The 24,593-nt window shown below is 65.9% G+C and carries 19 protein-coding genes and 2 pseudogenes; 5 read left to right on the top strand and 16 right to left on the bottom strand.

Features of this window, described 5'->3' with window-relative positions; translation table 11 throughout:
* Window positions 1–214 precede the first annotated feature (214 nt).
* The 7 genes from OUO20_RS15040 to purU form a co-directional block, all read right to left on the bottom strand.
* Window positions 215–2,722 (bottom strand): GcvT family protein, encoded by a 2,508-nt coding sequence (locus OUO20_RS15040; RefSeq protein WP_268002063.1) that lies wholly within the window; start codon window positions 2,720–2,722, stop codon window positions 215–217.
* Window positions 2,723–2,978: 256 nt separating this feature from the next.
* Complete coding sequence (locus OUO20_RS15035; protein ID WP_268002062.1) at window positions 2,979–4,391, bottom strand: MFS transporter; 1,413 nt, start codon at window positions 4,389–4,391, stop codon at window positions 2,979–2,981.
* Window positions 4,392–4,916: 525 nt separating this feature from the next.
* Entirely contained in the window at window positions 4,917–6,248 is a 1,332-nt protein-coding gene (locus tag OUO20_RS15030) for a molybdopterin molybdotransferase MoeA (protein ID WP_018771782.1), read from the bottom strand.
* Between the two features lie 156 nt (window positions 6,249–6,404).
* Window positions 6,405–7,310: a bifunctional 5,10-methylenetetrahydrofolate dehydrogenase/5,10-methenyltetrahydrofolate cyclohydrolase gene (locus tag OUO20_RS15025; protein ID WP_018771781.1), complete on the bottom strand. Its 906-nt coding sequence runs from the start codon at window positions 7,308–7,310 to the stop codon at window positions 6,405–6,407.
* Window positions 7,307–7,933, bottom strand: coding sequence for a cyclodeaminase/cyclohydrolase family protein (locus OUO20_RS15020; protein ID WP_018771780.1), 627 nt, complete (start codon window positions 7,931–7,933; stop codon window positions 7,307–7,309). Before OUO20_RS15020 ends, OUO20_RS15025 begins: the two co-directional genes overlap by 4 nt.
* A gap of 4 nt (window positions 7,934–7,937) precedes the next feature.
* Complete coding sequence (locus OUO20_RS15015; RefSeq protein ID WP_268002061.1) at window positions 7,938–10,430, bottom strand: GcvT family protein; 2,493 nt, start codon at window positions 10,428–10,430, stop codon at window positions 7,938–7,940.
* Between the two features lie 49 nt (window positions 10,431–10,479).
* Window positions 10,480–11,385 (bottom strand): formyltetrahydrofolate deformylase, encoded by a 906-nt coding sequence (gene purU, locus OUO20_RS15010; protein WP_018771778.1) that lies wholly within the window; start codon window positions 11,383–11,385, stop codon window positions 10,480–10,482.
* Window positions 11,386–11,507: 122 nt separating this feature from the next.
* Between purU and OUO20_RS15005 the strand changes: the two genes are divergently transcribed.
* Together OUO20_RS15005 and OUO20_RS15000 are read left to right on the top strand one after the other, a co-directional pair.
* Window positions 11,508–12,188 (top strand): GntR family transcriptional regulator, encoded by a 681-nt coding sequence (locus tag OUO20_RS15005; RefSeq protein WP_018771777.1) that lies wholly within the window; start codon window positions 11,508–11,510, stop codon window positions 12,186–12,188.
* Between the two features lie 132 nt (window positions 12,189–12,320).
* Entirely contained in the window at window positions 12,321–12,602 is a 282-nt protein-coding gene (locus OUO20_RS15000; RefSeq protein ID WP_268002060.1) for a hypothetical protein, read from the top strand.
* Between the two features lie 28 nt (window positions 12,603–12,630).
* Here OUO20_RS15000 and OUO20_RS21565 read toward each other — a convergent pair.
* A pseudogene (locus OUO20_RS21565) lies at window positions 12,631–13,946 on the bottom strand (LuxR C-terminal-related transcriptional regulator).
* A gap of 130 nt (window positions 13,947–14,076) precedes the next feature.
* Between OUO20_RS21565 and hxlB the strand changes: the two are divergent.
* From hxlB to OUO20_RS14975, 3 genes are all read left to right on the top strand, one after another.
* The gene (gene hxlB / locus OUO20_RS14985) at window positions 14,077–14,676 is read left to right on the top strand and encodes a 6-phospho-3-hexuloisomerase (protein ID WP_134165085.1); all 600 of its coding nucleotides are present in this window, start codon (window positions 14,077–14,079) and stop codon (window positions 14,674–14,676) included.
* 54 nt (window positions 14,677–14,730) lie between these two features.
* On the top strand, window positions 14,731–15,354 hold the full coding sequence (hxlA, locus tag OUO20_RS14980) for a 3-hexulose-6-phosphate synthase (protein ID WP_018771773.1): 624 nt from the start codon (window positions 14,731–14,733) through the stop codon (window positions 15,352–15,354).
* Between the two features lie 102 nt (window positions 15,355–15,456).
* Window positions 15,457–16,434 carry a glucose-6-phosphate dehydrogenase assembly protein OpcA gene (locus OUO20_RS14975; RefSeq protein ID WP_268002058.1) on the top strand — a complete coding sequence of 326 codons (978 nt, stop codon included), beginning with the start codon at window positions 15,457–15,459 and terminating at the stop codon, window positions 16,432–16,434.
* 65 nt (window positions 16,435–16,499) lie between these two features.
* Here the strand turns inward: OUO20_RS14975 and OUO20_RS14970 are convergent, their stop codons facing one another.
* From OUO20_RS14970 to OUO20_RS14935, 8 genes and pseudogenes are all read right to left on the bottom strand, one after another.
* A complete protein-coding gene (locus OUO20_RS14970; RefSeq protein ID WP_268003447.1) occupies window positions 16,500–18,347 on the bottom strand; it encodes a BCCT family transporter in 1,848 nt (615 codons plus the stop codon).
* A gap of 458 nt (window positions 18,348–18,805) precedes the next feature.
* A complete protein-coding gene (locus OUO20_RS14965; RefSeq protein ID WP_018771770.1) occupies window positions 18,806–19,615 on the bottom strand; it encodes an IclR family transcriptional regulator in 810 nt (269 codons plus the stop codon).
* An 81-nt stretch (window positions 19,616–19,696) separates the two neighbouring features.
* A pseudogene (gene uraH / locus OUO20_RS14960) lies at window positions 19,697–20,034 on the bottom strand (hydroxyisourate hydrolase).
* A complete protein-coding gene (gene uraD / locus OUO20_RS14955; protein WP_268003446.1) occupies window positions 20,031–20,528 on the bottom strand; it encodes a 2-oxo-4-hydroxy-4-carboxy-5-ureidoimidazoline decarboxylase in 498 nt (165 codons plus the stop codon). The pseudogene uraH and the gene uraD overlap by 4 nt, the downstream one beginning before the upstream one ends.
* A 195-nt stretch (window positions 20,529–20,723) precedes the next feature.
* Entirely contained in the window at window positions 20,724–21,149 is a 426-nt protein-coding gene (locus tag OUO20_RS14950; RefSeq protein WP_018771767.1) for an ATP-binding protein, read from the bottom strand.
* Complete coding sequence (locus OUO20_RS14945) at window positions 21,142–21,474, bottom strand: STAS domain-containing protein (protein ID WP_268002057.1); 333 nt, start codon at window positions 21,472–21,474, stop codon at window positions 21,142–21,144. The genes OUO20_RS14950 and OUO20_RS14945 overlap by 8 nt, the downstream gene beginning before the upstream one ends.
* Entirely contained in the window at window positions 21,474–23,432 is a 1,959-nt protein-coding gene (locus OUO20_RS14940) for a glycosyltransferase family 2 protein (protein ID WP_018771765.1), read from the bottom strand. Before OUO20_RS14940 ends, OUO20_RS14945 begins: the two co-directional genes overlap by 1 nt.
* The gene (locus OUO20_RS14935; protein ID WP_268002056.1) at window positions 23,429–24,511 is read right to left on the bottom strand and encodes a PP2C family protein-serine/threonine phosphatase; all 1,083 of its coding nucleotides are present in this window, start codon (window positions 24,509–24,511) and stop codon (window positions 23,429–23,431) included. Before OUO20_RS14935 ends, OUO20_RS14940 begins: the two co-directional genes overlap by 4 nt.
* Between the last annotated feature and the right edge of the window lie 82 nt (window positions 24,512–24,593).

Here is a 24,593-nt window from a genome sequence, read left to right as displayed (position 1 = left end):
TGCTGAATCACGGCAGTGACGCCAGAATGTCATCTGGCCACACCCTGGTCAGCACGCTGTTCCCCCAAACACCTGTTCCCTCAAATTTGTTGTTGCTCCGGTGAGTCTACGACACGGTTTTGCCGCGCGAATCAGTGCCCTCCCCGAGGCACCAAAAAGGGTGGGTGGTCCTGCCGGTCTCAAGCAGGTCCACCCACCCTTTGGGCGGGGCTGGTCAGCCGCGGAGGCGTTCCATGCCCGGGTCAAAGAGCGGCTCCGCAGTGACGGTGGCGGCCACCCGCCGGCCGAAGTACTCGATCTCCACGGCGTCCCCTTCGGACACTGACGAGGGCAGCCAGGCGTAGGCGATGGGCTTGCGGATGGTGAAGCCGTACGCCGCGCTCGTGACGTACCCAACGGCTTCCCCAGCCACAAACACCGGTTCCTTGCCCAGCACCACGGACGTGCCGTCGTCGACCGTCAGGCAGCGCAGTGTCTTGGCCGCCGGCTGTTCGCGGAGCGACGCCAGGGCCTCGGCACCAACAAAGCCCGTCTTGTCCTTGGCCACGGAGAAGCCAAGGCCGGCCTGGTAGGGGTGGTGCTCGGACGTCATGTCCGTGCCCCACAGCCGGTAGCCCTTCTCAAGGCGCATGCTGTTGAAGGCACCGCGGCCGGCGGCGACGATGCCGTGCTCCTGGCCCGCCTCGAACAGCAGGTCCCAGAGCTTCAGCCCATATTCGGCCGTGGTGTAGAGCTCCCAGCCGAGCTCGCCCACGTAGGAGAGCCGCATGGCCGTAACGGGGATGCCCCCAACGGAGATTTCCTTGGTGCGGAAGTACTTGAGGCCGTCGTTGCTGAGGTCGTCCCCGCTGACCTTGCCGATGACCTCGCGGGCCAGCGGGCCCCAGAGCCCGATGCAGCAGGTGCTGCCCGTGATGTCGGTGACGTGGACCCACTGGGCAGGATCAGCGGCCGACTGCTTCCGGGCCTCCACCCGGAGGTAGTCGAAGTCAACGTTGCTGTTGACGCCCAGCTGGAACTCCTCCTCGGCGAGCCTGGCGACGGTCACGTCACTGCGGATGCCGCCGTCGTCCGCCAGCAGCAGGCAGTACGTCACGGCACCCGGCTTTTTGGCGATATTGCCCGTGCTCAGGCGGTGCAGCAGTGCTTGGGCGCCGGGGCCGGCGACGGAGAGGCGCTTCAGCGGCGTCATGTCGAAAAGTCCGACGGCGGTGCGCGTCTTCCACGCTTCGGCGGCGGAAATGGGGGAGTGGAACATGGCGGACCATTCGTCGCGCCCAGGAGCCCGCCATTCTTCCGGCAGTTCGGCCAGGAGTCCGCGGTTGGCTTCGAACCAGTGCGGGCGCTCCCAGGCGGCGGACTCCAGGAAGAAGGCCCCGAGTTCCTTCTGGCGGACGTTGAACGGGCTGACGCGCAGGTCGCGCGGGGATTCGCGGGGCTGCAGCGGGTGCAGGACGTCGTAGATCTCCACGAAGTTCTGCTGCGACGTCTCGCTGACGTACGCGTCGGAGGTCTGCACCTTCTCGAAGCGTGTCAGCTCGCAGCCGTGCAGGTCGGTCTGCGGCTGGCCGTCGACGAGCAGTTCGGCCATGGCCTTGGCGACGCCGGCCGAGTGCGTGACCCACACTGCCTCGGCCACGAAGAAGCCGTCGAGGTCCGGCGCCTCGCCCATGAGCGGGCCGCCGTCAGGGGTGAACGAGAAGATGCCGTTGAAGCCGTCCTGGATTCCGGTGCTGCGCAGTGCCGGCAGCAGGTCCTGGCTGTCCTCCCACGCGGGCACGAAGTCTTCAAGGGTGAAGTCCAGGCGGGAGGGCATGCGGTGGTCGGACATCTCCCCGGCCGGGACCTTGGGCAGTGCAGCCATGTCCACGGGCATGGGACGGTGGGCGTAGCTGCCGATGCCAATGCGGTCGCCCCACTCGCGGTAGTACAGGTCCTTGTCCTGGTAGCGCAGAATCGGCTTGCTGGCACCCTTCGGAAGCTCGTTGACGCCCTCAAGTTCGGCAAGGGGCGTGGTGACCACGTACTGGTGGGCCAGCGGCAGCAGCGGCACCTCCAGGCCCACCATCCGGCCGAGCTCACGGCCCCAGAACCCTGCGCAGGACACCACGATGTCGGCTGGAATCACACCGGAGGAGGTCTCGACGCCGGTGACCTTGCTGCCCTCCCGTGCGATGCCGGTGACGGTGGTGGAGCCGAGGTAGGTGACACCGAGTTCGCGCGTCCGCTCGATCAGCAGCTGCACGGCCCGGGCCGCCAGGGCGATACCGTCGGTGGGGATAAGCAGGCCGCCCAGGACCTCGCGGCCGTCGGTAAGCTTGCCGGTGTTCAGCAGCGGGTAGATCTTTTCGCATTCGTCGGCGTCCACGATCCGGCTTTCGACGCCCCAGGAGGTCATCAGGCCCATCTTGCGCTTGAGGTCGGCCAGGCGCTCTGGGGTGGTTGCCAGTTCCAGGCCGCCCACTTGGTTGAAGCAGGACTGGCCGTCCTTGGTCAGGGCGAGCAGCTTGTTAACGGTGTAGGTTGCGAATTCCGTCATGGTCCTGGACGGGTTGTTCTGGAACACGAGGCCAGGGGCGTGCGACGTGGAGCCGCCTGCGAGCTCCAGCGGGCCCTGCTCGACGACGGTGATGTCGTTCCAGCCGCGGCTTGCCAGCTCGTCGGCGAGGTTGGTGCCGACGATGCCGGCTCCGATGATGACGACGCGGGGTGATGCGCTCATAATTCTTGGTTCTCCTGGTTGGTGCTGAAATCCGCCTGGCCGGGGTGATGGAGTTCGCTTCGCTATGAGCAACGCGCATCACTATATGCAACAGGGTGTCTCAGCTCACATAGGATGTCAAGGGTTTCCTGCTTTGTTGCGGGGATGGGCGGTGCTGTGATCACAGGCGGCAAAGAGGCCCCCGCCGCTGGTGCGGCGAAGGCCTCTTTGGTGCAGCTCCGGTTATCCGGCGGCGTGTGACCGTGCGGTCCCGGTGTCAGTGGGAGAAGTCTGCTGAAATCTCGGCGAGGGTGCGCCCTTTCGTCTCAGGCGCGAGCCATTGCGAGAGGACTGCGCCGAGTAATGCGACGGCGGCGGCTATGACCATGGTTGCGCCCATGCCGATGTTGGCGATCGCCCATGGCAGGGCGAAGGTGCCGAGTGCGGCTCCGATCCGGCTGAAGGACGCGGCGAAGCCCATGCCGACGCCGCGCAGGTGGCCGGGGAATACCTCGGCCGGATAGACCTGGGTCATCGTGGTGTAGCCGGCATTGAAGTAGGAGAAGGCGAGAAACAGGACGAGCACGAGGATCGCTGGTGCGTTCCCCCATACTCCGATGACCAACAGGATGCCCGCGCAGAGCCACTGCCCGGGCACAGTGAGGATTCGGCGGCCGAGCTTGTCAATCAGAAGTACGCTGGTGACAACGCCCGCGACTGCAAGTGCGGACAGGCCGACTCCACCGGCCCAGCCGCCGCCGAAGCCGAATTGGTTGAGTACCTCGTCGGCGAAGGTCGCGATCGCGAAGTACGGAGTGACCGCGCAGAACCAAAAACCTGCAGTGAAGATAGTGGCGCGCCAGTACTGCCTCGAGAACAGCATTCCGAAGGAGGCGTTCTTGATTTTGGTCCCACTCTCCGCGGCTTGGGCCTCCTGGAGCATCCTCAGATCCATCTCTCCGGTGATGCTGTCGTGCATCTGCGGCGATTCGACATATCGGTGTGCGATCTCGAGTGCTTCCTTGTGCCGTCCCTTAGTAATGAGCCAGCTCGGCGATTCGGGGAGGCCCATGCGGGCGAGGAACAGAACGAATGCCAGTAGGGTGCTCGTGCCGAGTACTAGGCGCCATGGGGTGCCGGCGTCGTGCAGGAGCGTGCCGATGATGAATGCCATCATGAAACCGACGTACCAGGCGATCAGGGTCAGCCCGAGCAACCGCCCGCGGAGCTTGGGTGGGGAGAACTCTGACAGCAGTGGCCCACCGATTGAGTACTCGCCGCCGATCGCGACGCCCATCATGAATCGGATGATGGCCAACTGGATCACGGCGCCGTCTCCAGAGGTTACGAAGAATTGGGCTCCTGAGGCGACCAGGAACAGGCCCATGTCCACCAGGAACATTGGCTTGCGTCCGAACTTGTCAGTAGCCCAGCCAGCCAGCGGGGAGCCGATGAAGATACCAGCCAGCGGGCCTGCAGCGATCATGCCCAGCGATAGTGCGTCGAGCTGGAGATCTGACCGCATGGATCCGGTGACCGGGCCGATGATTCCGAGGATGTAACCGTCGAGGAACATCCCGCCTATGAAGACCGCTACAAGCCGCATCATGAAGCGGCGCTTGAACTTGGAGCTGGTCTCTTTTGATGAGGAGGTGTCGACGGGGGCCGTCGTCTTGGTTGGATTGATCATTGAGATTCGTTCCCTTCCGGCTTCAGCGCAAACCGCTGAAGGTGCCAGAGCGCTGTTTCCTGGACCCACGGACAGGCTTCGGCGTCGTTCCCCGGTTCCGGCGCCCCGCGCTGCTTTGATCGATGGTGCTGCCATCCCTGATAGTCATAGACAGTTTCCTTTGGTGATCTGGCGCTGCCGCATGGATACTGGCAGCGTTGTGCGGCCGATGCACGGGCCAGGGCCCCTTTCGGATCGGCCATCATTCGTTCGTCTGTTCCCCAAAGTCATCACGGGTGGAGCCGGGGGACGGGAGGAGCGTATCCGGGCGTGCCTCGTTCCGTGATGATCAACAACCTTCGCTGTATGCAACAAAATCGTGCGCTAGCTCACATTCAATGTCAAGAGTGTGACCCCCTAAAGGCAAAGTGTGTAGGCGCTCCTGCTGGGGACTCCGGGTCACACCAAAGGCCCTGACCGCTGGGACAGGGAGACCTCTGCCATATCGAGTGCCTGGTGAGGGGGTAAACAGGGCAAACCTGTGCGTCAGGGTGGGATGGTGGCCTCCGCTCCGGGTGTCCTTGTGGTTTCTGGTGCTGCCCACGGAAGCGGGAGCACGGGAACGGGTCCCCCGGAATCAACACCCTGGGGTGGAACGGCCATGACCGCGTCCGCCCAGGCAAGCCCGCGCATCATGCCGGGCCCGGTGTGCTGGACTGGGAACGCAAGGCCGGACAGGAACCGGCAGGGGACCAAGCGTGTCCTTCCCGGATCGCCCTCGAGGTCGCAGCCGGACATCACGAGCTGCAACGGAGGCAGCTGCGCGCCCCCAAGCGAGGCCATCAGCGGTGCGCCCAGGGTGAGGAGGGCCATCATGGCCGCCAGGGGATTGCCGGGCAGGCCAATGACGAACCGGCCGCCGGGAAGCGCGGCGAGCACTGCCGGGTGCCCGGGACGCATCGCGACGCCGTCCACCAGCAACTGCCCGCCCATGGCGTCGACGGCGGCACGGAAATGGTCGGTGCCGGATTTTCCGGTGCCGCCGGTGGTGATGAGCACGTCTGCGTGCCCGCCATGGGGCATCACCGGGTTCTCCAGGGCAGCCAGCCAATCGCTGAACGAGTCACCGATTCTTTGCGGGCTGTCCGCAACACCGCCGAGCAGGGAAACCACGTGTCCGAGCTGCGGGCCAAAGGTGTCCCGGACCTGTCCCGGGCCCGGAATTCCCTGCGTCACCACTTCGGCGCCGGTGAGTACGACGGCGGCAGCGGGCCGGGCGCGGACCTGGACGGTGTCGTGCCCTGCCGCCGCAGCCAGGGCCACGTGCGCGGGATTAAGGACGGTGCCGGCAGGGATGAGTACGTCCCCTGACCGGGCTTCCTGCCCGGCAGGGCGGATGTGTTGGCCGCTGCACGGCTCACCGGGCTTCGCATCGGCACGCAGCGCCAGGATGTGGTTGCCGTTGGGGTCCCGCACGGCCAGGCCGCTTTCCTTGCGTAGGACGGCGTCGGCGCCGTGCGGTACCAGACCGCCGGTGGCAATCACGGCGGCACTGTTTGCAGGCAGGAATCTGTTGCCTGCAGGCACCGGGGATCCATGCTGGCCGGCTCCGGCCAGCAGCCATGGACCAGGCCCGTTCACGGCCCAACCGTCCATGGCGGACGAGGCATAATGCGGGAGGTCCTGGAGGGCGGTGACATCCCGGCTCAGCGTGCGTCCATTGGCTTCAGCGAGCGGGACTGCCACGGGCGGGAGCGGACCGGCGGAACCGAAGGCCACATGGCGCGCTTCGGACCACGGTATGCACCCGCGTTCCGGGACGGGACCCGGCGCAGCCGTGCTCCTGGAAACGGTGGCTGTCAATCCATTGGCAGGCATCCGGGGCCCCTCCTTTTAAGTCACCGGCACCATGCCGGTTGCGGGGTCCCGTTTTCCGAAAACGGTGCTTCGATGAGGAATACCTCCCCAGGTCTTAGGCCCATCGAAGCACCTTTCACGGAAAACGGGACGCCCGTTGCTAACGCTGTGCCTTTCCTAGCCCGCGGCTTCCAGGACCTGGGACTCCAGGGGCCCGGCCGCCAGCGGCAGGGAAGACACTTGCCTGCGTGCAGCCTCCACGGTGTGAAGCAGCAGCAATGCCGTGGTCACTGAGCCCACGCCGCCGGGAACCGGGGTGAGCGCCGCTGCCGTCCCGGTGACGCCGGCTTCGTCCACGTCACCCACCAGCGAGCCGTCGGGAAGGACGTTCGTGCCGACGTCGACCACTACCGTCCGGGAGGAGACATGGCTACCGGTCAGCAGGCCGGCGCGTCCGGCGGCGACCACCACGACGTCGGCATCCTTCGTGTAGCGCTCAAGAGGGCCCGACCTGGAATGGCAGACCGTCACGGCGGCATCGCGTGCCAGCAGCAGGAGGGACAGTGGCTTGCCCACCACGGCGGACCGGCCCACGACCACCACGCCCTTGCCCGCCAGGGGAACCTGGTAATGATCCAGGATTTCGACGACGGAGCGCGCGGTGGCGGGCGCAAAGGCCGGCTGCCCCACGGCAAGGCGACCCAGGCTCAACGGATTTGCGCCGTCAATGTCCTTTTCCGGGGCGATAAGGCCCACCAGGTTGTCCGTCCGGACACCGGGCGGCAGTGGAGTTTGCAGGATGATGCCGTTCACGGACGGTTCGGCGCTCAGGTCCCGCAGGACGCTGGCCAGCACCGGTTCCGTTGCGTCATGGCCCAGGTCGATGATCCGGCAACCCACTCCTGCCCGCTCCGCTGCCCGCTCGATGGAGCGGACGTACCAGTGCGTTGACTCATCGGCGGTCGCCATGACCACCGCCACGACCGGGCGGACGCCGTCCAGTTCAAGCGACCGGACCTGCTCCTGCACTTCCTTGTGGAACAAACCGGCCAAAGGCTTTCCGGAAAGTACTGCGGTGCTCAACCAAGGATCCTTTCCCGCACGCGGGCCGAGAGGGCCTCAGCCGCCAGGACTACCTTTTCCTCAATACCGTCCGTCTGCCGAGCAAGCAGCGCGCGTGCCTCCGGGTCCTTGACCGCCACGACGTTGATGTCGATGTTGACGCGCGCGGTGGCGGCAGCTGCGCGGGCGGCATCGGCAGCCGCTGCCACGTCGCTGATGACGTTCGCGTTGGCCACGTCGAACAGCTCCGTGGCGAGGTCCACGATGTCGCCTGAGACCTTGATGAGCTTGGCGGGTGTCTGTGCAGCCTGGATGAGTGCCGACTGGATCCCGGCCGCGCGCGCGGCCTTGGACTCATCCGTGTCGGACGGCAGCCTGTAGGAGTCGATGACTGCCTGGAAGGCCTGTTCGTCCGCGTCGGCCAGGCGCAGTGCCTCGGTAATGAGGTTGTCTGCTGCCTGGGTAATGCGCTGCACCTGGGGCGCGTGCTGTTCGTACCTGGCGCCTGTGGTGTAACGCGCCACCATGGCCACCAGGGCTGCACCCTGGGCCGCATGCAGGGCCGCGGCTGCACCGCCGCCCGGCGTGGGCTGTTTTGCGGCCAGGCGTGTGAGGTAGCTGCTGACTGTCTCTGAGCTGATCATGGCACTACCCGCGGAGCCGGGTCATGGTGGGGTCGTACAGCGGGTCCTGGGTCACCGTGGCAACGATCCGGCGTCCGAAGTACTCGATCTCCACGGAGTCGCCGATCGAAACTTCGGCGGGCAGGTAGGAATAGGCGATCGGTTTCCTGACCGTGTAGCCGTAGGCGGCGCTGGTCACGTAGCCAACTGCCTGGTCCTTGTAGAACACCGGTTCCTTGCCGAGCACCAGGCTGCGGCCGTCGTCGACCGTGAGGCAGCGCAGGCGCCGCGCGGAGTTCTCCTCCGTGCGGCCTTCCAGGGCCGCCTTGCCGACGAAGTTGTCCTTGGCCATCTTCACCGCGAAGCCCAGGCCGGCCTCGAAGGGGTCGTGCTCGGTGGTCATGTCCGTGCCCCAGGAGCGGTAGCCCTTTTCCAGGCGGAGCGAGCTGAACGCGGCCCGCCCGGCAGCGATGACGCCAAACGGCTGGCCGGCCTTCCACAGTGCATCCCAGAGCCGCTGTCCGTTGTCGGCGCTGGTGTACAGTTCCCAGCCCAGCTCACCGACGTAGGACAGGCGCATGGCGGTAACGGGGACGCCACCGATGACCACTTGCTTGGACCGGAAGTATTTCAGGCCATCGTTGGAGAAGTCATCGCTGCTGACGGTGCTGACGAGGTCGCGGGCGAGCGGGCCCCACAGGCCGATGCAGCAGGTGCCGCCGGTGGTGTCGCGGACCTGGACCCAGTCGTCGGCGCTGCCGCTTGCTGTCTGGTGCCGGGCTGCGCGTTCAAAGTAGGCGGTGTCGATGTTGCCGTTGGCGCCGAGCTGGAAGGTGTCCTCGCTGAGGCGGGCCACGGTGATGTCACTGCGGACCCCGCCCTGCTCGTCCAGCAGCAACGTGTAGGTGACGGCTCCGGGCTTCTTGTTCATTTCCGCGGTGGTCAGTTCCTGCAGCAGCTTCAGGGCGCCCGGTCCGGAGATTTCGAGGCGCTTGAGCGGGGTCATGTCGTACATGGCGACGGCGGTGCGCGTCTTCCATGCCTCGGCCGCGGCAATAGGCGAGCTGAACATGCCGGACCAGGAATCACGGGCCGGCGGCTGCCAGTCTGCGGGCATCTCCTTGAGGAGCTCGGCGTTGGCCTCGAACCAGTAGGGACGTTCCCAGCCGCCGCCTTCCAGGAAGTAGCCGCCCAGCTGCTTGTGCCTGGCATGGAAGGGGCTGACGCGCAGGTTGCGCGGGGAGAGCTTGGGCTGCAGCGGGTGCAGGACGTCGTAGATCTCCACGAAGTTCTGCTGCGAGGTTTCGCTGACGTATTCGGGGGTCAGCTGCACGTCCTCGAAGCGGTGGATGTCGCAGTCGCCCAGGTCGATGGAGGACTTGCCGTCCACCAGGAGTTCGGCCACAGCGCGCGCGATGCCGGCGGAGTGGGTGACCCAGACGGCTTCGGCCACGAAGAAGCCGTCGAGTTCCCTGGACTCGCCAACGAGGGATCCGCCGTCGGGGGTGAAGGAGAAGATGCCGTTGAAGCCGTCCTCGATCTCGCTTTCGCGCAGGGCAGGCAGGATCTGCTTGGTGGCTTCCCACGCGGGGAGGAAGTCCTCGAGGGTGAAGTCCAGCCGGGACGGCATGTTGTGCTCGCTGATCTCATGCGGCTTGAAGCTGCCGAGTTCGTCCAGGTCCACGGGCATGGGCTTGTGGGCGTAGGAGCCGATGCCGTAGCGGTCGCCGTGTTCGCGGTAGTAGAGGTCCTGGTCCTGGTGCCGGAGGATGGGCAGCCGGGCGCCGTTGGGCAGTTCGTTCTTGCCCTGCTGTGCCGGAACCGGGGTGGTCTTGACGTACTGGTGGGCCAGGGGCAGCAGCGGCACGGACATGCCGATCAGCTCGCCCACCTTTGCACCCCAGAAGCCGGCGCAGGAGACCACGATGTCTGCCGGGATCACGCCGTCGGGCGTCTGGACGCCGGTGACCTGCCTGCCGGACTGTTCGATGCCGGTCACAGTGGTGTTGCCCAAGTACTTGACGCCGGCCGCTTCGGTGCGCTTGATCAGCAGCTGCACCGCCCGCGCCGCGCTGGCCAGGCCGTCGCTCGGGACGTGCAGGCCGCCCAGGATGTCCTCATCGTTGATGAGCGGGTAAAGCTCCTTGCATTCTGCCGGGGAAAGAATGGAGCCTTCGATGCCCCATGCCTGCGCATAGCCGAGCTTGCGCTTCAGGTCCGCGAGGCGGGTCTCGGTGGTGGCAACCTCCAGGCCGCCCACCTGGTTGAAGCAGCTGACGCCGTCTTCGGTGAGGGACAGCAGTTTCTCCACGGTGTACTTGGCGAACAGCGCCATGGACTTGGAGGGGTTGGTCTGGAAGACCAGTCCCGGGGCGTGCGAGGTGGAGCCGCCGGGCATGTTGAGGGGTCCCTGGTCCAGGACGGTGATGTTGTTCCAGCCGCGCGCGACGAGTTCATCCGCGAGGTTGGTGCCGACGATGCCGGCTCCGATAATGACAATGCGTGGTGACGATTCCAAGGAAGTCTCTCCTGCTGCTTTACGGGTTGGGTCTGCGGACGAGGGCTGCTTACCGGAACACCACGGTGCTGGTCTGGTCCAGCAGCACGCGGTGCTGGCAGTGCCAGCGGACGGCGCGGGAGAGGGCCAGTGCCTCGGCGTCCTGGCCCACGGTGGACAGCTGCGCCGGGCCGTAGCTGTGGTCCACGCGGATGACTTCCTGCTCGATGATGGGACCCTCATCCAGGTCCGCCGTGACGTAGTGGGCGGTGGCGCCCACCAGCTTGACTCCGCGGTCGTAGGCCTGGTGGTAGGGGCGTGCGCCCTTGAAGCCAGGGAGGAAGGAGTGGTGGATGTTGATGGCCCGGCCCTCCAGCGCCCGGCAGAGATCGTCGGAGAGCACCTGCATGTAACGGGCCAGGACCACGAGGTCGGCCTCGTACTCCTCCACCAGCTCCAGCAGCCTGCGTTCGGCGTCGGCCTTCGTGTCCGGTGTGACGGGGACGTAGATGAAGGGGAGCCCTGCGGCTTCCGCCATTGCACGGTGGGTCTCGTGGTTGGAAACGACCGCTACCAGTTCGCCGCCAAGGCTGCCGCCGCGCCAGCGGAAGATCAGGTCATTCAGGCAGTGCCCGAACTTGGACACCATCACCAGAACGCGCGGCTGGGTCTTGTCGTGGAAGCTGAAACTCATGTCGAACCGGCCTGCAATGGACGCAAATTCTTCCTCGAGCATCGCCGGCGTGTAGTTGGGGGAGCCGGAGAACGCTGTGCGCAGGTGCAGGGTCTCACGCAGGCTGTCATCGAACTGCTGGTGTTCCTCGATGTTGAAGCCACGCTCGAAGAGGAACGTGGTCACGGCCTGCACAATCCCTGCCTGCTCGCGGCAGGACAAGGTCAGCACGAACTTCTGCGCCTGCTCTTCCTTGAGCGCCGGCAGGGTAGCGGTTGCTGAAGCTGTTTCAATGAGGGTCATGTCCCTCCTCCTTCTAGATATATTCAAAAGATGCGGACTGATATATTAGATTGGGTGTCAGCGTATACTGGTCTCGAGGCGAGGTCAATAGTTTTTTTCGGGTTGGGAAGAAGGGGCTCAGCATGGCATTCGAAGCTTTGGCGGTGGCGGACGACGCCGGCAGGAAGTCGCTGGCAGACGTCGCGTACGAGAGCATCCGCGACTGGTTGCTGACCCTTGAAATCAAGCCCGGCGAGCTGCTGAATGACGAGCTCCTTGCCAAGAACCTGGGCGTGGGGCGGACTCCGGTGCGCGAAGCGCTGAAGCGGCTGGAGCTGGACCGGCTGGTGAAGACCTACCCCCGGCGGGGTACCTTCGCCACCAGGGTGGACGTGACCGACCTTTCCTTCATCTCGGAAATCCGGGCCCAGCTCGAGCCCCTTGCTGCCGCACGTGCTGCCCGGGTGGCATCCCCGGCGGTTCGGGACGGGCTGCGTGCCACGCTCGAGAAGGTCGAGGCATTCGATGTTGCCGCAGCAACCGTAACCGAGACGCTGCAGCTGGATGCCCGGGTGCACCAGGGCATTTACGCCGCCGCTGCCAACCCTCACCTGGAGGACATCCTGATCCGCTATGACAACCTGGCAACGCGGATCTGGTGCATGGTCATCGACCGCCTGCCGGACCTGTCCCACCACGTGCGCGAACACCTCGATCTGCTCCGCGCCGTCATTGACGGGGATGAGGAGCGGGCCTCCGAGCTTGCCAAGGCCCACGTGAGTGGATTCGAGCATGCGGTCCGGGAGGCCCTCTTCAAGGCTTAGTCCCGGCCGGTCTGCGCGTCTGTTGACATCGGGTGTGACCTGCACCATACTCTGAATCCAGATTGATATATCAATCAAATATCAGAGTTGGATTCCCATGAGCGGCGATGGCGCCGGCGAACGGAGCGACCAGTGAATTCCCAGGCAACCCTTGAAGCCCCGCGGAGAGCCACCGGCCTTGACTGTCAACAACGTGGCCAGGGCGGCGGCACGTCGAAAAAGGCCCTTGGCCTCCGGACTGACTGGGCGCGCCTGCCTGGCCGCAATGTCGAGGTGTGGCTACTGGGGGAGTGCGTGGCCAGCGGGGTGGTGGACCAGGCTGCGGAGGATGGATCGGTGCTCTGGATAGCCGCCGAGGGCATCAGCACGCGGCGCATCTTCGACAAGCAATCGGGCTACCAGATCTGGGTGTGACTGCTCTTAGCCCTCGACGCTGCAGGTCCTAACGCAGTCCGTGGCTGTGGGCCAGCGCAATGGCTTCGGTCCGCGAAGCCACGCCCAGCTTCCTGAACAGGTTCCGCACGTGGAACTTGACCGTGTTCTCGCTGATGTTGAGCGCGGCGGCTATGCTTCGGTTGCGTTGGCCCGCAGCCAGCAGTTGGAGGACCTCGAGTTCCCGGGCCGCGAGGTTCCAGCCCGAGACGTCTGCCGGAGAAGCAGGCGGGTCCAGGGGCAGCGTGACGGAAATGTCCGCGCCCCACCCCGGCATGAGATCGACTTCCATGCGGCCGTCCAGTGCCTGGACCCTGCGCTGCAGCCGTTCCATGTTCGGGGCGTCAGCCGAGAGTCCGCCCCGTCCGTCGTCCCGGACATTGATCAGCAGGTTTTCGCCGTCGCAGTCCCACTGGGTCCGCACCCTGCGGACTTCCGGTTGCTCCATCATGGCCAACAGCAGCCCGCGCACTATGGCCCGCGCCGCGATGGCTACCTCGCCGGGCAGCGCCCGGCCATTCAAGGGGGTTCGATGAATTGCACGTCGATCCCACTGAACCGGGTCAGCGGACGCAGATCCTCGCGAAGCCGTTCGAAGGCGGTGGCCACCGGTTCCTTCACCAGTTCTGCCGTCTGGTCATTGTGCGTGCGCAGTTCCACCAGCGCCTTGGCCGCGGCGTCACTGACGGTAGCCCGTGCCGTTGCGTCATCCAGGGAGCCTGACCGTGCGGCCGCCAGGATGGTTTCCAGGGTTGTGGAATGAAGGTCCACCAGCTCGCCCGTGACCCTGATCCGTTCCGCGGATGCTGCCCGTGACTCCAGCAGGTAGGACGGCGGCGCATCCTTCACCTTCTCCTGGATCCGGCGTGCTGCCATTTCCCAGAGATAGGACACGAGGCCCAGGTTCTCCATGTCCCCGGCCTGCTGCCGACCCCCGGCCGTCCCGGGATAGGTAATGACCAGCAAAGCGTTGCTGGGAGCGTACCTCAGGGCGAAGGCCTGCCGTTGCCTGCCTGCGATCTGTGCCGTTCCCGCCCAAGGCCCCTCAGCGGCCACCTGCTCGCGCAGCTGCTGGAGTTCGCTGATCGATACCCGGGCCACCACCTCCCCGTCGCCTGACTTCTTCTGCGGGCGTCCTGTGCATTCCTCGGTGAAGATCACCAGGGCGTCGCCGCCAGTGTAGGGGCGGACAGCTTCGTGCAGCCGTTCGGCAATGGCGGAGAGGGGCGCCTCCGCGATCCGGGCCACCGCGCGGAGCAGGGGCCAGGGCAGGGCGGTTCCGGGGAAGTCCGTAACCAGCCGAACGGGCGGGGTGCTCTCAATCATCTCGACAGATTACGCGAAGAATCCCGTCCTGAACTACCCGAACGGGTGGTTAAAACCATCCCGAATTGGCGTATCACCTACCCGCCCGTTTCGGCACGATGGATGCCAGGTACACGATGAAGGAGGAGATATGGACTCAACCGTTCTGACCGCTCCCGCGGTGGAAGCAACCGGCGGGGCCATCACGGGCAATATCTCCCTGGTGTTAAGGGAGATCGCAGACACCGCGGCCCGCATCAGCCCGGACAGGCTGCGCCAGGCGGTCTCGATGCTGGAGAACGCCGACCGCGTCTTTGTGGCCGGGGCAGGCCGCAGCGGCCTGGTGCTGAGGATGGCAGCGATGCGGCTGATGCACCTCGGCCTCGTGGTCCACGTGGCCGGGGACACCACCACCCCCGCCATCCGGAAGGGTGACCTTCTGCTCGTCGCATCGGGCTCCGGCAGCACGTCGGGGATCGTGAAGGCCGCCGAGACCGCCGCCAAGGCGGGGGCCCGGATCGTCGCCTTCACTGCCAACCCCGGTTCGGCACTCGCAGGACTGGCTGACGCCGTCGTGCTGCTCCCGGCCCAGCAAAAGACCGACCACGGCTCGGGCGTCTCCCGCCAGTACTCCGGGAGCCTCTTCGAACAGGTGCTCTTCGTGGCAACGGAGGCGGTGTTCCAAACACTCTGGGACAACGCCGACGTCCCCGCCGAGCAGTTGTGGCTGCGCCACGCCAACCTCGAATAGACCTTTCCCGACTTTCCAGTCCTTTGGACAAAACCCCAACAGAAAGAAGAAGCAATGAAACTTCAGGTAGCCATTGACCTCCTCACCGTCGAGGACGCCCTCGAGCTGGCCGGCAAGGTCGCTGAATACGTGGACATCATCGAACTGGGCACGCCCCTCATCAAGGCTGCGGGCCTCTCCGCCGTTACGGCCATCAAGGAAGCCCACCCGGACAAGCTGGTTTTCGCCGACATGAAGACCATGGACGCCGGCGAACTTGAAGCCGACATCGCCTTCAAGGCGGGCGCCGACCTGGTCACCGTGCTCGGCTCCGCCGATGATTCCACGATCGCGGGCGCCGTCAAGGCCGCAAAGGCACACAGCAAGGGCGTCGTCGTTGACCTGATCGGCATTGCGGACAAGGCCACCCGGGCCAGGGAAGTGCGCGCCCTGGGTGCGAAGTTCGTCGAGATGCACGCGGGCCTGGACGAGCAGGCAAAGCCCGGCTTCGACCTGACTGGACTGCTCCGCGCGGGCGAAGAATCGCAGGTGCCCTTCTCCGTGGCAGGCGGCGTGAACGTCAGCACCATCGCAGCCGTCCAGGCCGCAGGAGCCGACGTGGCGGTGGCCGGCGGCGCCATCTACGGCGCCGCAGATCCGGCTCTGGCCGCCAAGGAACTCCAGGCTGCCATCAACTAGGCCCTGGCATACGGCGGCGGCTCCACCTGGACCGGGGTGGGGCCGCCGCTGTGCCATGCCCTCATCGAGCCCATTCCGTGGCGGACGAACCTGGAGAAGGCCATGATCGTTAACCTGCCCGACACCACCACCTCAAAGGTGTCCAAGAAACTCGTGGCCCTGCGCGAGCAGGGCGGCGTGATCGCGCTGGGCCGGGTCCTGACCCTGGTGGTCGTGACCAAGTCCGGGCTCGAGGAAGAAGCGATCGAGGCCGCGAACGACGCCAGCCGGGAACACCCCTGCCGGATCATCGTCCTCGCCGACGCCGGGAAGGACGCCGGGGACCGGCTCGACGCGCAGATCCGGGTCGGCGGGGACGCCGGCGCCTCGGAAGTGATCGTGCTGCGCGGCTATGGCCAACTGGCCCACGAGTCCGGGTCCCTGGTGGCCGCGCTGCTGCTCCCGGACGCCCCGATCGTGGCCTGGTGGCCGCACGGCGCCCCCGCGAACGCGTGCGAGACCTCCATCGGCGCGATCGCGCACCGCAGGATCACCGACTCCGCGAACGAACCCGACCCCCAGGCCGCACTGGAACGGATCCACCGCACCTACAAGGCCGGCGACACCGACTTCGCCTGGACCCGGCTGACCAACTGGAGGATCCAGCTCGCAGCAGCCCTGGACCACGTCGACCCATCCTTGGTGCTCGCCGCCGAGGTGGAGGGTGCCCCGGATTCCCCCAGTCCGCTGCTGATGGCTGCCTGGCTCAAGCTCGCGCTGGACGTACCTGTGAACAAGGTTGCAGGACCGGCAGGATCAGGCCTTGGCCGAGTGAGCATCACGCTGGCCGACGCCCGGATTCAGCTTCTCCGCCCCGGAGGCTTCGTCGCCGAACTCACCCAACCCGGCCAACCCGCCCAGCGGATCCCGCTCCCACGCCGCAGCCTCAGCGAATGCCTCGCCGAAGAACTCCGCCGCCTCCAGCCGGACCCTGTTTTCGGTGAGGTGCTGGCCACCGTGGGGCGTTTGTGCGCGGACTGGCAAGTGCAGCCGGTGCCTGAGGCCGGTTACCAGCTGCAGGGTTGCATGGTGGTGGCCTAGCCGCAGGGCCGTTAAAGGATTTGGCCCCGGCACATGATGCGCCGGGGCCAAATTCGGGTATTTACCTAACGTGTGGCTGCCTTCTCCAGATCCTGCCCGTTGCCCGGGCACCTCTGGCCATCGGCGCACTCTTCTGCGCACTCGTGCTTTGTCACAAGGTCGAACTGCGCGCCCCGGTGTTGCTCCACGCCCGCCCGGATAGCCCGTTCCACCACAGAGTCCGCCAGCCGGCGGCGCAGGGAGAGGGGGTCCCTGCGCAGGTCCTTGGTGATGGCGAAACAAAGCAACAGCATGACGATCACGAAGGGCAGGGCCGCGACGATGGTGATCCGCTGCAGGCCCGACAACGCTTCGGAGGGCTGGTCACCGCCGGCCAAAAGCATGACGGCGGCCACGGCGCCGGTGAGGGCGCCCCAGAAGATGACCAAGGCACGCTTGGGGTCGGAGCTGCCGTTGGAGCTCAGCGACGCCATGATCAGGGAGGCGGAGTCGGCGCCGGTAATGAAGAAGATTGCCACCAGGACCATGGCCAGGACAATCACGGCCGCAATCATCCACTCCGGCAAGGGGAGGTTCTTCACCAGGTTGAACAGGGCGCCGTCAAAATCGATGGTTGCCTTGCCGTCGGTGACGGTCATCAGGCCCGGCGTGCCGGCTTTGTCAGCTTCCTGCTGGATGTGGAAGGCTGTACCGCCGAAGATGCCAAACCAGATGACACTGACAATGCTGGGGACCAGCAGTACGCCGGTGACGAACTGCCGGATGGTCCGGCCGCGGCTGATCCGGGCGATGAACATGCCCACGAAGGGCGTCCAGGAAATCCACCAGGCCCAATAGAAGATGGTCCAGCCGGACATCCAGGTCCGCAGCGCCTCGTCGCCAACGGCCTCGGTGCGGGAGGACATTTCGGCCAGGTCGCGCAGATAGTCGCCCACCGCCGAGGGGATGAGGTTGAGGATGAAAAGAGTGGGGCCCGCCACGAAGACGATGGCGGCGAGGACCACTGCAAGGACCATGTTGACGTTGGACAGCCACTGGATTCCACGGCTGATGCCGGACACGGCGGAGGCGATGAAGCACGCTGTCAGGATGGCCACGATGGCCACGAGCACGGGTGTTCCGATCTCGCCTGTCCAGCCGTTCGAGGTGAAGCCGCTGCCGATCTGCAGGGCCCCAAGACCCAGTGACGCGGCGGTACCGAAGAGGGTGGCGAAGATGGCCAGGATGTTGATGACCTTGCCCACCGGCCCCTCAACGGTCCTGATGCCGAACAACGAGGTGAAGGCGGCGGAGATCAATTGCCTGCGTCCCAGCCGGTAGGTGCCATAGGCCATGGCAATGCCCACCACCGCATACATGGCCCAGGGGTGCAGGGTCCAGTGGAAAATCGAGGTGGCCATGGCAGTCTGGATGGCTGCCGGGGTGCGCCCGTCAACCGTTCCGGGCGGGGGAGAAACGAAGTGGTACAGCGGCTCGGCCACCCCATAGAACATCAGGCCGATGCCCATTCCGGCGGCGAACATCATGGCGATCCATGACACCGTGCGGAATTCGGGTTTTTCGCCGTCCTTGCCCAGCGGAATGTTGCCGAACTTGCCCATGGCCAGCCACAGGACAAACACGACGAACAGGGACGCCAGGACCATGAAGAGCCAGCCGGTGTATTCCATGACCCAGTCCAGGGCGTCCTTGGAAGTGGTGGCCAGGCTGTCCTTGTCGGCAAATCCCCACACCACGAAGGCAAGGGCAATGGCGCCGGTGATGCCGAACGTGGCCTTGTCCAGCGTCAGCTTCCGGTCGCGGCGCTGGGAGACGGCCTGCTCCCTGTTACTCAGCCGCAGTTCGGCCAGAATCTGCTTGTGTTCGTTGACGGCGGGAAGGGCGGCTGTCGATTCCTCTTGGTCGGTGTCCAGAGGCTCGGGGGAGCGCCATCTGAAGGCGGCACTTTTGGCTTGGCGGAGGTTAGATCACTATTAATGGCCATGAAAGCGGGTCCTTTGGCTAGTCCATGGGCTTGCGTTTAGTGCTGGGAATCGGGCAGAGCAATCCGGGGGTGAATTGCCGCGTGGCCGTTCGCCAGCGGTGGCAGGGCCTTGAGCCCCATGGGGGAGGTGTTCCGCAAAGATCAACAGAGTTCGCGCTAAGCAACAAGAGTGCTGTACGTCACTTTGAAAGTCAAGGATGCCAGGCAGCGTGAACCTCTTGGGGCGCATTGTGTCGCCGGACCGAGCTGTTGCATAGTGCGCTTGCTGTTGCGCTCTAGCGCCCGGGGGTTAGTGCACCGGCAGTGGCTCCCGCATAAGCGAAAGGGCAGGCCAACTGTTTGGGGACACAACAATGGCCCCGGGCACTGCCCGGGGCCATTGTTGTGTCATTTCCGCGTGTACCCCATATTGGCGCTGACCTGGAGCCCGGCTTCCTTGAGCGATTCGAGCAGGCCGGGAATCTTCTCGGGGTCGAACCGGAAGGCCGGGCCGGAGATGCTGAGGGCGCCAATCACGGTGCCCTGGTGGTTGTAGACCGGCACCGCCACGGCATTCAGGCCGATCTCGAACTCCTCGCGTACCACGGCGTACCCCTTGGCGGCTACCTCGAGCAGCTGTGCGTCCAGTTCCTTGCGGCTGGTGATGGTCCGGGCAGTCCGGGCAGCAAGGCCCGTCTCCTTGAGGATACGGTCCCGGTCGTCCGCCTCCAGGGCAGCCAGGAGGACTTTGCCGCTGGACGTGGCGTGCAGCGGGGTGAGGCTCCCCACCCAGTCGTAGGTGGCCAGGGTGGACGGGCCCATGGCCTGGTCCACATTCACCGCGTAGTTCGAGCGCAGGACCGCGAGGTTGACGGTTTCCTTGAATTCGTCGGCCAGGCTTTCCAGGACGGGCCGTGCCTCGCGGACCAGGCTGAGCCGCCCGGGGATGGAACTGGCCAGGCGCAGGATTCCAAAACCGAGCTGGTACTTGCCCCGCTCGCTGTTCTGGTGCACCATCTCGCGGGTCACCAGCGATCCCATCAGCCGGGAGACGGTGGACTTGTGGATCCCCATCTCCTCGGCTATTTCGCTCACGCCCGCGTGCCCTTCCCGGGCGAGGATCTCCAGGACGGTCAGGGCGCGCTCCACGGACTGCACGCCGCCGGACTGGCCGCCTTCGGCATCGGTATCGGATTCAGGGTCTCTATTCGAAGCCATACTTCCTGATCCTATGCCGGAAACTGTGACGGCGGTGACATTGGGTTAACGCGCTTGACACCCGGGCGCCCCCAGGCCGGCCTAGCTGCCGCGGTAGGTGGAGTACGCGAACGGGCTCAGGAGCAAAGGAACGTGGTAATGCTCCGGGCCGGTGACTTCGAAGACCAGGTCCACTTCAGGGAAGAACGTCGCGGTCTGCAGGCCGGCGTAGTACGTGCCCGTGGCGAAGTTCAACTTGTAGTGCCCGGGCTCCAGCTGTTCAGGCCCCAGGTCCTTCGCCCGGCCGTCGGCGTCCGTGCTGGAGGTGGCCAGCTCGCGCCAGGTACCGCCGTCGTTCTTCAAAAGGACGACGGCGACCCCGCCGCCGGGCGCCCGGCGCCGGTGTCGAGGATGTGGGTGGTCACGTGGGAAACGCTCATTCGCTGATCAGTCCTTCAAGCCGCAGTACGGCGATTTCGCGCAGCTGCTGGGCCACGATGGTGTCTTCCTCCTGCGGGGAATTGCCGAGCCGCTGGTTCAGGGCCTGCAGGATTTCCGGAGCGGTGCGTCCGGCGGCCCGGATCAGGAAGACGCGGCCGAACTTCTCCTCGTACTCGCGGTTCCCCCGGGCCAGGGCTTCTGCTGCCGCAGCATCGGCCGGATCCACCCCGGCCTGCTCGGAACGGGACATGGACGCCTCGGTGCTGGCCGCCGTCGGACGTTCCCCGATCCTGGGGTGGTGGGCCATGGCGGCGTCAACCTCCGCAGGAGTGAAGGGGTTGGCTGCCTGGGCGGCGAACTCCAGCAGCTGTTCCCGGCTGGCGAACGGCCGGGCTGCTGCCACCGCCTCCACCCAGCGGCTGACGTCGATGCAGGGCCGGAGGGTGGCCTGGGCCGCGGCGGAGCCGGCGGCGTTGAATTCGGCAAGCTTCATGCTGGCGTATTCCTCGATGGTCATGCTGGCATCCATGGTGACGGCTATGCGGATGCCGGAGAACCCGGCGCCTGTTCGGGGATTTCCCCAAACAAGGCTTCCGCATCATGGAACTGTTATTTCAGCATACGTAATATTCAAGAACAGCCGCGTGGCCGTGTCAAGCGGCGGCGCGCAGCTCCAGCAGGGGCAGTCCTAATCCTGGGAGGACGTCCTGGAAAGGACCCAGGTGTTGGTGGCACCCTGGCGCTCGAAGGTCACCGTGGTGACCAGCGCCTCGATCAGCGCCAGGCCGCGGCCCGACTCGGCGTCGTCGCCGGGCGTGGCCGGCTCCATGGGGCCGTACGGTGGCTTGGCGTTGTAGGCACTCACCCGGGCCTGCAGCAGCGTGGGCTGCACGGTGGTCTCCACCCCCAGTTCCACCTCCCGGTCCCCGGCCGGCCTTGCGTGCTGGACGATGTTGGAGGCGGACTCGATGACTGCGGTGGTAAACGTCATCTGGTCCATGTCGTTGACGAACGGAACGTCCAGCCAGAGGCTGTCCAGGTCGTTGTGGACCGCTTCGATGGCGTCCTCGGCAGCAGGCCCCCGGAAGCTGCGCGAGGCCAGGACCTCAGTCATTGCCGAACGCCACTTCGGCTGTGGCATACGCCGTAAGGACCTTGTCCATGCTGGTGAGCTTCAGGACCATGTTCACCTGGGGCTGCACCGCCGCGATCCGCAGGTCGCCGCCGGCCTGGCGGGCCGCCTTGAGGCAGCCGATCAGCGCGCCCAGCCCGGAGGAATCCATGAAGGCGGTGTTTTCCAGGTTCACCACGATCCGGTTGGACCCGCCGGCAATGACATCCGTGACGAACTCGCGCAGCTTGGGCGCGGAGACCATGTTGAGCCGCCCGTCCGCCTTGACTTCCGCGTACGAATCTTTGACCTCGTAACTGAACTCCATCAGGGTTCCTCTCTGTTTGCAGGTTCTGCGGCCGGTTCGTACCCCTTGTAGAGCACGGCGCGGACCAGGATGCTCATGACCACCAGGTCGAAAACCACCCAGACAACATTGACCAGGGTGCCCAGCGGTTCCGCCAGCCCGGCGGCAAGGCGGATGATTCCGACGACGGCGGCGACGGCAAGCAGGATGGACACCACGATCTGGGGCCGGATGAGGCTCCAGCTGGGTCCGCCGCTTTGGCGCGCCTTGGGGGTGACCGCGAACCCAAGGGGACGGCCGAACCACACGTTACGGGCCGCCGTCGTGCATGCCTTGATCCAGGTGGGGAACAGCGCCAGGCTGTACTGCTGCCCGCGCCAGGTGGGGATTCCGCGGCCGGCCACGGCGAACAGCAGCTGGTTGACCACCATGAACGGGATGAAGCGGATGAAGAAGTCCCAGCTCAGGCTGCTGACCGGCAGGATGCCCAGCAGCAGGTAGATGATGGGGGCCGCGAAGTAGATGACCGCGGCGAACCCGCTGAGGTAGGTCCACATGGTGGCGAAGTACATCAGGCGCTGGCCGAGCTTGAGGCCCTTCTGGACCAGCGGGTTTTCGCGGAGCAGCACCTGGATGGTGCCCTGCGCCCAGCGGAGGCGCTGGGTGAGCATGGTCTTCAGGTCCTCCGGCGCCAGGCCGTAGGCCAGGATCTCGTGGTGGTAGACGCTCTCCCAGCCCATGGCGTGCATGCGCATGGCGGTGGCCATGTCCTCGGTGACGGAGATGGTGGCCAGCGGCATTACCGGCTGGGCCTCGTCGCTGCGCTCCACGGTCAGCGCGTCCAGGACGGCCTGGACGGATTCCAGGGCGCCCAGCGGCGACCAGTCACGGGCGGACATGCGCTGGACGGCGTCGTCCGCCACCACCGGGACGCCGGACTCGCCCACGTGGGCCAGTTCCATGGCGGCGATCTCTTCGAGGTCGGCCTGCAGGGCGGCGACGTCGGCCTGGACCAGGGTCTGGACGGCGGCATCCACGCGGCGGCGGACGCGGTACGTGACCTCGCTGAGTGGCCTGCCGGCGTCCACTTCCTCCTGGGCCTCGCGGGTGGCTGCCTCCACTTCGTCGAGGACCTCGGCCACCAGGGGAGAATCCACGTCTGCCGACTTGCGGGCCTGCTTGATGGCTGCCCGGGATGCGGCCAGGGCACGGCGGATGCTCTTCTCGGTTTCCTTGACGTAGCCCACCAGGCCCAGCTGCATCAGGGCCTCGCGGCGAAGGATGGCGTTGGAGCCGCAGAAGAAGGCGGCATTCCAGCCGTCCTTGCCCTGCTGGATGGGACCGTAAAACAGGGGCGCCTGGCTGCCTAGCGGATCATCGGCCGGCACATTGCTGAAGTATTGGGGGGTTTGGACCAGGGCCACCCGGCGGTTGTTGAAGTAGCCCAGGGTCTTTTCCAGGATGTCCGGCTCCGGGATCTGGTCCGCGTCCAGGATCAGCAGGAACTCGCCGTGGGTCACCATGAGGGCGTTGTTCAGGTTCCCGGCCTTGGCGTGGCGGGGGAGGTCCTTGGTCCAGTCCTCGCTGCGGGTGACGTAGCCCAGGCCATGCTGTTCGGCCAGGGCCTTGAGCTCGGGCCGGGCGCCGTCGTCCAGGATCCAGGTGCTGTGCGGGTGCCGGATCTTCTGGGCCGCCAGTGCGGTGGTGAGGACCATGTCCAGGTCTTCGTTGTAGGTGGTGATGAAGACGTCCACGGTTGCATCGTGCGGCGGCGCGGGAGCGCCTTTGCGGATCCTCAGTTTCCACACGGTCATGCCGAAGAGCATGACGTCGATGAGGCTGTAGGTTTCGGCCACCACCAACGGCAGGGCGATCCACCAGGCGTCCCAGTTGAGGGACGCCATCCAGCGCCACGCGATGTAGTTCAGGCCGGTCAGGACGGTCAGGACAACCACCACGCGGGTCCAGAAGCGGATCAAGCCGGCACCTCCACGGGCAGGCGGCGGACCACAACCACGGTGACATCGTCTTCGGCGGTTTCTGCCGGGGCGAGGGCCAGGATGGAGTTGCTGGCTTCCTGCGCCGTACCTGCGGACTGCGTTGCGTGCTGCACTGCCTCGGTGAAGTCCTCCACTGACCCGAACACATCCAGCACTCCGTCGCTGACCACAACCAGCGAGTCGCCCGGGGCCAGCTCCAGGCCCGCCTGCGGCCACTGGGTCCCCGGCCAGGCGCCAACCGGTGGTCCGCCGGAGGGGAGGCGGTCCGCCGGTCCGGCCGGCTGGACATGCAGCGCAAGGCCGTGCCCGGCGTCTACATAGCTGACCTTGCCTGATGCCGCGTCCAGGCGGGCATGGAACAGGGTGACAAATGAGTTGGAGGAGTCCAGGTCGGCGGCGATCGCCTTGCTGGCGGCGCCGAACCCGGCGTCGAGGTCCTGCCGCAGGCCCGTGGAACGCATTACTGCGCGGACTGTTGCCGCGATCAGCGCCGCCCCCATGCCTTTGCCCATGGCATCGGCGAAAGTGAGGTGGAGCCCGTCCGGCGTCTGGTACCAATCGTAGAAGTCGCCGCCCACGCTTTGGGACGGGCGGAAGAGGCCCGCCACGTCGTAACCGTCAACCCGGATGTCTTCCTTGGGCAGGAGGCTTTGCTGCACTTCGGTGGCGCGTTCCAGCTCGCCCCGGGCAGCGGACTCCGCCGCGGCAGAGGGCCGGCGCCGGAACAGTGCATTGATCCGGGACTGCAGTTCCCGGGGGCTGAACGGCTTGCTGATGTATTCGTCGGCGCCGTTGTCCAGGCCGGTCAGCTTGTCGAGTTCGTCCGCACGGGCGGTGAGCATCACGATGAACGCGTCCGAGAACTCGCGAAGGAGCTTGCAGACCTCCAGCCCGTCAAGGTCCGGCAGGTTCAGGTCCAGGGTTACCAGGTCCGGCCTGGCGCGGCGGACTTCCTCCACCCCCGGGAGCCCTGCCCCGGCCTGGGTGACGTCGAAACCCTGCTTCACCAGGACGCGGACCAGGAGCCCGCGGATGTCGGGGTCGTCTTCGATGACCACGGCACGGCGGGTTTCGGGGGAGAGACCATAGCTCTACTTCTACAGTATTAAGGCGCACGGGGCATGTCTTAGGCTCCACAGT

It is taken from the genome of Arthrobacter sp. FX8 (assembly GCF_026723805.1).
Classification (GTDB): domain Bacteria; phylum Actinomycetota; class Actinomycetes; order Actinomycetales; family Micrococcaceae; genus Arthrobacter.
Note: the sequence above shows the minus strand (reverse complement) of the source record. Positions and strands in the feature narration are given on the sequence as shown.